Annotated in this window: 9 protein-coding genes; 6 read left to right on the top strand and 3 right to left on the bottom strand. The window is 55.9% G+C overall.

Annotated features, from left to right (window positions below):
* Window positions 1–760, top strand: a 760-nt coding sequence (locus tag IOB61_RS10615; protein ID WP_290816190.1) for a hypothetical protein, incomplete at its 5' end; no start/stop codon positions are given.
* A 39-nt stretch (window positions 761–799) separates the two neighbouring features.
* Window positions 800–1,210: a metallopeptidase family protein gene (locus tag IOB61_RS10620; protein ID WP_290816192.1), complete on the top strand. Its 411-nt coding sequence runs from the start codon at window positions 800–802 to the stop codon at window positions 1,208–1,210.
* Between the two features lie 10 nt (window positions 1,211–1,220).
* Here IOB61_RS10620 and IOB61_RS10625 read toward each other — a convergent pair whose 3' ends face one another.
* Window positions 1,221–2,486, bottom strand: coding sequence for an MFS transporter (locus IOB61_RS10625; RefSeq protein ID WP_290816195.1), 1,266 nt, complete (start codon window positions 2,484–2,486; stop codon window positions 1,221–1,223).
* A gap of 248 nt (window positions 2,487–2,734) precedes the next feature.
* Between IOB61_RS10625 and motA the strand changes: the two genes are divergently transcribed.
* The 3 genes from motA to mnmD all read left to right on the top strand — a co-directional run bounded on the left by motA (window position 2,735) and on the right by mnmD (window position 6,149).
* Window positions 2,735–3,604, top strand: coding sequence for a flagellar motor stator protein MotA (motA, locus tag IOB61_RS10630; RefSeq protein ID WP_085340623.1), 870 nt, complete (start codon window positions 2,735–2,737; stop codon window positions 3,602–3,604).
* Between the two features lie 179 nt (window positions 3,605–3,783).
* Window positions 3,784–4,179, top strand: coding sequence for a hypothetical protein (locus tag IOB61_RS10635; protein ID WP_157893707.1), 396 nt, complete (start codon window positions 3,784–3,786; stop codon window positions 4,177–4,179).
* A gap of 116 nt (window positions 4,180–4,295) precedes the next feature.
* Window positions 4,296–6,149: a tRNA (5-methylaminomethyl-2-thiouridine)(34)-methyltransferase MnmD gene (gene mnmD, locus IOB61_RS10640; RefSeq protein ID WP_290816198.1), complete on the top strand. Its 1,854-nt coding sequence runs from the start codon at window positions 4,296–4,298 to the stop codon at window positions 6,147–6,149.
* Here the strand turns inward: mnmD and IOB61_RS16850 are convergent.
* Window positions 6,037–6,714 carry a TetR/AcrR family transcriptional regulator gene (locus IOB61_RS16850; RefSeq protein ID WP_367272840.1) on the bottom strand — a complete coding sequence of 226 codons (678 nt, stop codon included), beginning with the start codon at window positions 6,712–6,714 and terminating at the stop codon, window positions 6,037–6,039. The two genes, mnmD and IOB61_RS16850, sit on opposite strands and share 113 nt — an antisense overlap.
* Window positions 6,715–6,856: 142 nt before the next feature.
* Between IOB61_RS16850 and IOB61_RS10645 the strand changes: the two genes are divergently transcribed.
* The gene (locus IOB61_RS10645; protein WP_290816201.1) at window positions 6,857–7,675 is read left to right on the top strand and encodes a WecB/TagA/CpsF family glycosyltransferase; all 819 of its coding nucleotides are present in this window, start codon (window positions 6,857–6,859) and stop codon (window positions 7,673–7,675) included.
* 3 nt (window positions 7,676–7,678) lie between these two features.
* Here the strand turns inward: IOB61_RS10645 and IOB61_RS10650 are convergent.
* Window positions 7,679–8,520 (bottom strand): alpha/beta hydrolase (locus tag IOB61_RS10650; RefSeq protein WP_290816204.1); only part of this gene is annotated, 842 nt, incomplete at its 5' end.

The following is an 8,520-nucleotide window of genomic DNA, read 5'->3' on the forward strand; positions in this document are numbered from 1 at the left end:
AACCTCAGCAGCCGATGGTGAGAAGGCCGCTGCTTCCAGCAAAGCCGGTGAAGGTGAAGGCGAAGGGGCAAAACCAGCTCCCGCTCCGGCGGCTGCCAGTGCAGGTGGGGAGAGTGGTGAGGCAGGTGCTGCAAACGCTTATTCCAATGTCGACGCCGCTTCGTGGCTTGGCCTGCGCGTCACGCATTTGAGTGGCTTCTTGCTGATTGCGCAGAAATCATTTGCTGCCGGGCAAGTGGATGAAGCCTCGATCTTGATTTCCCAAGGGCTTTTGGAAGTCTATCAGCCAGATGCGGCGGAACTCGATACAAAAGTCAAAGATTTGAAGCCCGCCTATGACGCTGTCGTCGCAGCGATTGATGGCAAAAAGAGCAAGGCCGAAGTTGAAGCAGCCTTTGCCAAAGCCTTCAAAGTGACCCAAGCCGCACAAACCAGTGCGGCGGCCTCTGATACTGATGTGATTAAAGGAATGCTGGGCATCGCGTCCGGCCTCTATAGCGGTGTTGTCCACCCAGATGGCAATGACCCCACCGAATATCAGCATGCATACGGCGCGGTTTTGGCCGCTGAGCAGGCCTTTAAAGCCGCGCAGAGCAAGTTGGCAGGCAAGGATGAAAAGCGCACGGCGCAATTGGCAAAAGATATGGCCGCTTTGGTCGCTTTATTCCCCAGCGTGACTATCCCTGACGCCCCAGCGGCTACGGCGGCTGTGACGGCTGCGGCATCGCGTGCCGAATTGGCCCTGTCGGGAATCCGCTAGCCTCTTTCACGAGCCCATCGTCGTCCCCATATCGACCTGATGCAGCAATTCGCTTTTTCCTACCCGCGTGAACCCAGCCTCGACGATCTCTCCCTTTTGGCAGAAGAAGCGTTTGCGCGCTTGCCAGAGCCATTCCGCCTTGCCTGCGGGCGGGTGGTGTTTCGGGTAGCTGAAGGGGCGGACTCTGCCACATTGCGTGGCTTGGGCCTGAGCCATCCATTACAGTTAGCTGGCCTCTATCGTGGTGCCAGTGTGCGGGCGGATTTGGCGAACTCGGGCTTCTTGCCGCCGCCGGAAGTTTGGCTCTATCGGGCCGCTATCGTGCATGAGTGGCGCGCTCGCGGCGATGTCAGCTTAGAAGATATGGTAAGCCACGTTTTGGTGCACGAGATCGGCCATCATAGGGGCCTGTCGGATGCAGACATGGAGCGGTTAGAGGCGGAAGCTTAAACTCTGAAGCCTATACCCCGGGTTGATCTGGTGGGCTTTCCTCCATGGGCGCACCCACCAATTGCTTGCTGGTTAGGCCATAGACCGCCAATAGGAAGAGCACCAAGGCACACAGCACAAATGGCGCTTGATGGCTCACAAGCGCATATAGGCCCGCGCCGAAAATGGGGGCGACCACAAATCCTGCGCCATTTGCTGCTACGACAAGGCCCGCGACACTGCCTTGGTCATCTTGGCTAACTGCCAGTGACGCGCCACCGGTAAAGCCTGGACGAGCCAAGCCAAAGCCCAGTCCCACCAAGGCTTGCGCGACTGAAAGGGTCCCAAAGCTATCGCCCAGTGCGGTTAAGGCGGCTCCAGCCCCGGTGATGATGCAGCCCCAGACGATCAACCCACGGGGCGAGAGGCTAAGCCGCGGAATCAAGACCAATTGGGCAATAATCTGAGACATTGCCCCCAGCGCTAGGGCGACGGCTGTCAGCGTTGCGCCTTCACGCGGACTCACGCCTAGGCGGTCTATGAAATAGAATGAGACCTGTTGAAACATCACAGCCGTCACCGCCGACAAGGCGACGCCAAACATCAACCAAGGCCGCACGGAAGGGTTGAGCGCCAAGCGCCAAACGGAAGATGGTGCTGCCGACTTCTTGGCCGCTGGGGAGATTTCGATGTTTGGCAGAAAAAATCGTGCAGATAAGGCACCAATGATTGCGAGGGTTGTGGTTGCAAAAAGCGGAGCGAGCAGCCCCATATTGGCAATCATGCCTGCAGCCAGTGCCGGGCCAGCGGCCGAACCAAAGGCGAAGGCCGATGTCACGGCAGCAATCTCGCGGGTGCGAATTTCCGGCGTTGTAGTATCGGCAACATAGGCCTGAGCGGCAGGATTTGTTGCGGAGCCAAAAGCTCCGAAAATCAAGCGTGCCGTTGCCAAGCCGAGGAACAGCGTGAGCCAATGGAAATGATCCATCAAGCCGATGGCGGCAATTGCTGTGAAGGAACCCGTTGAAAGCGCATAGGCGCTTAAACCCATCACAATCATGGGTTTGCGGCCTTTGCGGTCACTCATCCGACCCCAAATAGGGCTAGTCAGCACCCAGAGTACTGCAGACAAAGTGAAAATTGCTGAGACAGACCAATCCGGCATGCCGGTTTCGCGCGCGATGGGCGGCAAAACCGCGAACAGCATCGAATTGCCAATCCCGACAATGGCCAGACAGGCGAACAAAAGTCGGTAAGTTTGCTTTGGCACCTCTAGTTTTGGACTTTGTTCGGCCATTGGGCGAGCGCTCGTTTAGAATATTTTGAAGTCGAGATAGAGAAGGCCAAGGCCACGACGGGTCCCGTTTCCATGCGATGTTTTTCGACAAAGGCCAAGTAAATTCGGCATTTGATCAATCTTGGAAAGACTTCAAAAACCTTTTTTGCACCGCCTGTTAAGTCTTCTCCTGTATGGGTAACGCCAAGTAGTTTGAGTGTCCGGTGCGGCTTTGCACCTCTCGATTACTCCAGAATGGGTTTCGCACTATGTTTCTCGTCGTCGGTCTTCTGATCGTTTTTGGCATGGTCTTTGGTGGGTTCGCACTCGCAGGCGGCCACTTTGACGTGATTATCCATGCAGCACCTCTCGAATTTATGATGATCTTCGGTGCCGCCATCGGTGCCTTTGTGATCGGTAACTCCCTTGAGACCATCAAGGCCACGGGCGCTGGTCTTGGCAAGATCGCGGGCGGACCAAAATGGAAAGCGCAAGACTATCAGGATCTGCTGGTCCTGCTCTTTGCGTTGACCAAAACCATGAAGGCAAAAGGCGTTGTGGCCTTAGAAGCCCACATCGAAAAGCCTGAAGAAAGCGCAATCTTCAAACGCTATCCCAAGATCTTGAAGGATCACCACGCCACGGACTTCATCTGCGACACCTTGCGCATGATGACCATGAACTTGGATGACCCCCATCAGGTGGAAGCCGCGATGGAAAAGCAATTGGAAAAGCACCATCACGAGGCCCATAGCGCGTCCCATGCGTTGCAAGCCATGGCAGACGGTCTGCCCGCGTTGGGGATTGTGGCTGCGGTGTTGGGCATCGTTAAGACCATGGGCGCGATCACTGAGCCGCCGGCTGTTTTGGGCGGCATGATTGGTAAAGCGCTCGTCGGTACTTTCTTGGGCGTGTTCTTGGCTTATGGCATTGTGGGCCCAATGGCGACACGCTTGGTTCAGGTCCTGGATGAAGAACACCAATTTTACAAAATCATCATGGATGTTCTGGTTGCCCACTTACACGGCAATGCGGCGCAGGTGTCTGTAGAAATTGGTCGTGGCAGCGTTCCAAGCTCGCTTGCGCCATCCTTTGCTAAGTTGGAAGAAGCGCTAAACAATATGCCCAACGACGCATAAGTGATCGAAATCGTCAGAAAAACTTAGTTTACATCTGGCGATTTCGACATATGTTGCGGGTCAACCGCGTCCGTCGTTTAACCATAAGCAATTGATATTGCTTTTAGTTAGCAAAGAATTCTACCCGTAGCAGCTATGCCGTTGCGGGTATGGACACGCCTTTGTTACGGCGAAATTGCATGGCAGACTTAGCAAAAGTTGCTGATGTAACGCTATTGCTTCATGACGAGACACCTTCTAATGAACCCGTCACTGCGCCCGAGACGAGGCGTTCAGGGCAAAGAAGGAATTATACAATGATCGAGCTCAAGAAGCTTTTCGCAGCAGCAGCAGTTGTTGCAGTTCTCGGCGTTTCCGCATGCGGCAAGCCAGCTGAAACCACCAACACCGTCGACGCAGCCGCTACTGAAGCAGCTAACGTTGTTGACGCAGCAGCTACCGAAGCAGCTAACGTTGTTGACGCAGCAGCTACCGAAGCAACCAACGCAGTTGACGCCGCAGCTACCGAAGCAACCAACGCAGTTGACGCTGCTGCTGGTGCAGCTGTGAACGCAGTCACCGAAGAAAAGAAGTAAGTCATTTACTTTCGCTTGAGCGAAAGTAGTTGCGCGAAAGGCCGCCCAATGGGCGGCCTTTTTGCGTTGAGGGGCCTAAAACGGGCAGATGGATGAATAGGGAGCGCCGGAGTATCGTGACCAAGCCTTCCTCTCGCCTGCCTCCCGAACCGGACATTTCCTTTGACGAAGCGGGCCTCATCTTAGGTGAGGCCTTCAGAGATAGCTATTTCTCTCGCGATGATGGTCTGAAAGAAACGCGTCAGGTCTTTCTGCAAGGTTGTCGGCTGCCCGAAGCTTGGGCGGAGAGGCCCGTATTCACCATAGCAGAGCTCGGCTTTGGCACGGGCCTGAATGTTTTGGCGACGTGGGACTTGTGGCGTAGGACCCGGGCTCCTGGTCAGATTCTGCACTTTATCACGACCGAAGCTTTCCTTATGGCTTCCCAGCATGCCGCAAAGGCCCATGCCCATTGGCCTGAACTTGCAGAATTATCGCGTCTATTGCTGGCCAGCTGGGCGGTGCGAGCCTTTAGTAATCAACGCATTTGGTTTGAGGCAGATGGCTTTTGCCTGACTATTCTGATCGGGCCCGCATTGCGCAGCTTACAGGCCATGGATTTTCAAGCAGACGCTTGGTTCCTAGATGGGTTTGCGCCAAGCCGAAATGAAGACATGTGGTCGCCGGAGCTTCTCCAAGAGGTCGGACGCCTTTCAGCCCCGGGTGCCCGTGTTGCGACCTATTCCGTGGCGGGCCATGTTCGTCGTAGCCTCGAGGCCTGTGGTTTTGAGGTTGCGCGTTTGCCGGGCTTTGGCTCAAAACGACAACGACTTGAAGCTGTTTGGCCCGGCCAACGGGCGGATATTCCGGCTAAGCCAAGCTCTGTCTTGGTGATCGGGGGCGGTATTGGCGGTGCGGCTGCCGCCCACGCCTTCGCCCAACGTGGCCTAGAAGTCCATCTGATAGAGGCCGATCCTTGTGGTCAGGTCATGGCAAGCCGCAACCCGGCCGCGTTGGTTATGCCACGGCTTGATCGCGGCGACACGCGCGAGGCGCGCTTCTTCCGCGCGGCTTACCTGCATGCCACACGCCTCTACGCAAGCTTCGAGAATGATGTGTTTGCGCAAACCCAAGTGCAAGAATTGCCCGGGGATGATCGAGATCGATTGCGATTGGGTGACTTGGCGCAAGATCCACCTTTCCCGCCGGAACTCCTAGATGGGCTAGAAGGTGGGGGCCTCTTACATCGGACAGGGGGTCTGGTTTATCCTGATCGCCTTTTACCCCGCCTTATGGGTAATGCGACACGTCATCCAGTCTCTGTGTCCGCCCTAAGGTTTGAGGCAGGCACTTGGCAGGCCCTTACCGAGACGGGCGCTGTCGTGGCATCGGCACCGATTTGCGTGGTTGCGACAGGTCCGAAGCTTGACCGATTTGTCAGCCTCTCCACAGAGCTAGAGGGGCGCGCAGGTCAGATCAGCCTCGCGCAAATCGAAGGGCCTTTACCCGAAATAGCATTAGCAGGTGGCCCCTATGCCGCGGCCTTTTACGACCGATTATTGTTTGGCGCGACTTTTGATCCGTGGGATCTTTCTCGGGAAGATAAGCCGGTCGTAACGCCAGCAGGCCATCTCCAGAACGTTGAAACCTTATCAGAAATTGCTTCCACTCTCGCAAGCCGGATTGAGCTCGCCACAGCCACTGGTCGGGCCAGTGTGCGGGTCGCGGCGAAGGACCGTTTGCCGCTGGCCGGAGCTGCCTTGCCGAAAATGGGCGAGGCCGGACCCGGCCTTTTTGTCTTGGGTGCTCTGGGTTCACGCGGCTTTACGACCGCCCATTGGCTTGCCGAACATGTCGCATCTCTTGCCTGCCACGAGCCTAGTCCTTTGGAGCGCGATGTGATCTCAGCGGTGTCACCACAACGCTTTGAGGATCGCCGTCGAAAGGGGCAGACGCCTCGTCCCGCCTTGGTGGATAAGCCGAAAGCGTAATTCTAACCGCCTCTTCAGCCACGTGTTCGTGCCCAATCGGATTTTTGACTGTCGGGCTGACCAAAAGACCATACCAGAGAGTCTGGTGCTCAATATAGGCGCTTAAAAGCCGAAAGGCATCCTTGAGCCGATCGGGGTCCAGCAAACCAGCCTCGCCACAAGCTTGCAGTGGAGGCATACAAATTCCTTCGAGCGCAGCGCGGATTTGGCGACACATCGAGCGTCTAAACGTCAAGGGGATAGAATTATGCTCAATCGGTGCGCGGAGGAGATCTCGAAGCAGAGGAGACGCGCATAAATCTTGGTAGCGCGCAGAGGCCTGCATAAGCTGACTGATTGGATCTTCGTCCTCTGGAAGTGGCTTGGTCAAAAGTTTCAGTCGGTTTAGGCCTCGCGCCAAAACAGCGCGGAATAAAGCGTCCTTCGACTCGAATGCTTTATAGATAGAGGCCGTTGAGATTTCGCTGCGTGCAGCAATGTCGCTCACTTTCGCGTTCCAGAAGCCATATTCGAAGAAGAGGTCTCCCGCCACATCTAGGATTTGCTGCACCTGTTGGGATTGCATGGGACCCTACCACTCAAGGACAAGACCCATTTTCCACAACCCTTAGTAATTATCAAGACAGGTATCTGCAGAATTTTGCATATTTAAGGTTGATTTTCTCTGGGCGTAATTGGTTAGAAAGAAGTTTCTGCGAGTTAGAACTATGACAAATTTAGCTTTTCCGCATGAAAAAGGCAGCTCTGCCGATCTTGCAGAGGACACGCTTCTGCTAGATCGCCGCCACGACGGCCGCGACCAAGATTTCATGGGGGTCCATTTCTCGGGCTTTAGCCCTGAAAGCCTTCTGCGGCGGGTCGAAGAAATTGGAAGTGCGAAGCAAGCCTTTGTCTATCTCTGCACACCGAATGTGGATCACCTTGTTCGGCTCGAGCGCGAGCCCACCCTGCTTGGGCTTTATGAAAGCGCTTGGGCAAATGTGAATGATAGCCGGATTTTAGAGACTTTGGCAGATCTCTCCGGCCTATCTTTGCCAGCTTGTCCGGGGTCGGATCTGACACAAGCCCTATTTGAAACCTGCATTGATCCGGCGGAAACCGTCGTCGTGATCGGTGGCACACAAGATGTGATCGAAACGGTTCGGACCCGCTATGGCCTAACCAATCTGCGCTGGCATGAACCACCTTTCGGCTTGCGCACCAATCCAGCTGCGATGGACGAAGCTGCAGCTTTTGTTGCAGCCAATCCGGCCCGCTTCACCTTTTTCTGTGTTGGCTCTCCCCAGCAAGAAATCCTCGCACGCCTTGTCCAGCAAGAAGGCAAGGCCATCGGGATTGGCTTATGCGTCGGTGCGTCCATCGACTTCCTGTCTGGCACCCGAAAGCGTGCCCCGAAATGGATGCAACAGGTGCGCCTCGAATGGCTCTTCCGCCTTCTAGACGAGCCACAGAAGTTATGGCGACGCTATTTGGTCGAAGGTCCAAAGATTTTCCGTATCTGGATGGCGTGGCGCAAGCAGCGCTAATCATCATATAAATCCGTTTTCCTCCATCCAGCTTTGGATATGGGTGACCGCTTCGGCGACCTTGGCGGGTTGACCCAGATAATAGTGCGTGGCCCCATCGATGGCATGGAAACGCGGCGTGACTTGGGTGAAGCCAGCGCGGATGCGCGCCGCGTGCGAGGGCGTACAGGCATCATCGGCCAAGTTTTCCACCACAAGGGCCGGCACCGTTACAAGGGCGGCACAAGCAGGGCCATCGGCCCGGCTCTCCTCAGACCATTGCGACAACCAAGACCGCAGGCTTGAATAGCGCGCCAGATGCGCTGGGCTCATATTCACGGTCTTTGGATCGCCCATATAACACCAATTCGGCCGCCTCTGATTGGGGTCAATCGACGGGTCCAACCAGCGCAAGTCCGCCATTGTGCCATGCACAACAAAGCAATGCTCGCGATTGACCTCACCCCGCTTTTTGAAGTCCTCCAGCCTCTGGCGCACATCGGCCGTGATGCGGGCGATACGCGCACGTTGGGCTGCCCGATACGTGGCTTGAAACGCTTCCGAATAGGGCGGCTGATGGGGGGCATCTGCCGCATAAATATCCAAAGCAGGATCGCGCTTATCCGGATTGAGCTCATCCACAATCGCCGGATCGATCCACTCCGACAAGGTGATGGCTCGGCTAACATGGGCGGCCAATTGCATCACCCCATCTGCCGGGATCAGACCTGCCCCCACGATGTCAACCAAATCGCCCGCAGGTGTTGCCTCAATTGTCGGCTTCTCGGCTTGGGCTTGGTAGAAGAGCGACAGCGACCCACCACCAGACCAACCCGCCAGAACCACTTTCTCAAACCCCAAGACCG

Source organism: Aquidulcibacter sp. (assembly GCF_020253525.1).
Taxonomy (GTDB): domain Bacteria; phylum Pseudomonadota; class Alphaproteobacteria; order Caulobacterales; family Aquidulcibacteraceae; genus Aquidulcibacter.

Coding starts and splice junctions, on each gene's coding strand:
- IOB61_RS10645 (WP_290816201.1), top strand. CDS start 6,857: ATGACAAATTTAGCTTTTCCGCATGAAAAAGGCAGCTCTGCCGATCTT.
- IOB61_RS16850 (WP_367272840.1), bottom strand. CDS start 6,714: ATGCAATCCCAACAGGTGCAGCAAATCCTAGATGTGGCGGGAGACCTC.
- motA (WP_085340623.1), top strand. CDS start 2,735: ATGTTTCTCGTCGTCGGTCTTCTGATCGTTTTTGGCATGGTCTTTGGT.
- IOB61_RS10635 (WP_157893707.1), top strand. CDS start 3,784: ATGGCAGACTTAGCAAAAGTTGCTGATGTAACGCTATTGCTTCATGAC.
- IOB61_RS10620 (WP_290816192.1), top strand. CDS start 800: ATGCAGCAATTCGCTTTTTCCTACCCGCGTGAACCCAGCCTCGACGAT.
- IOB61_RS10625 (WP_290816195.1), bottom strand. CDS start 2,486: ATGGCCGAACAAAGTCCAAAACTAGAGGTGCCAAAGCAAACTTACCGA.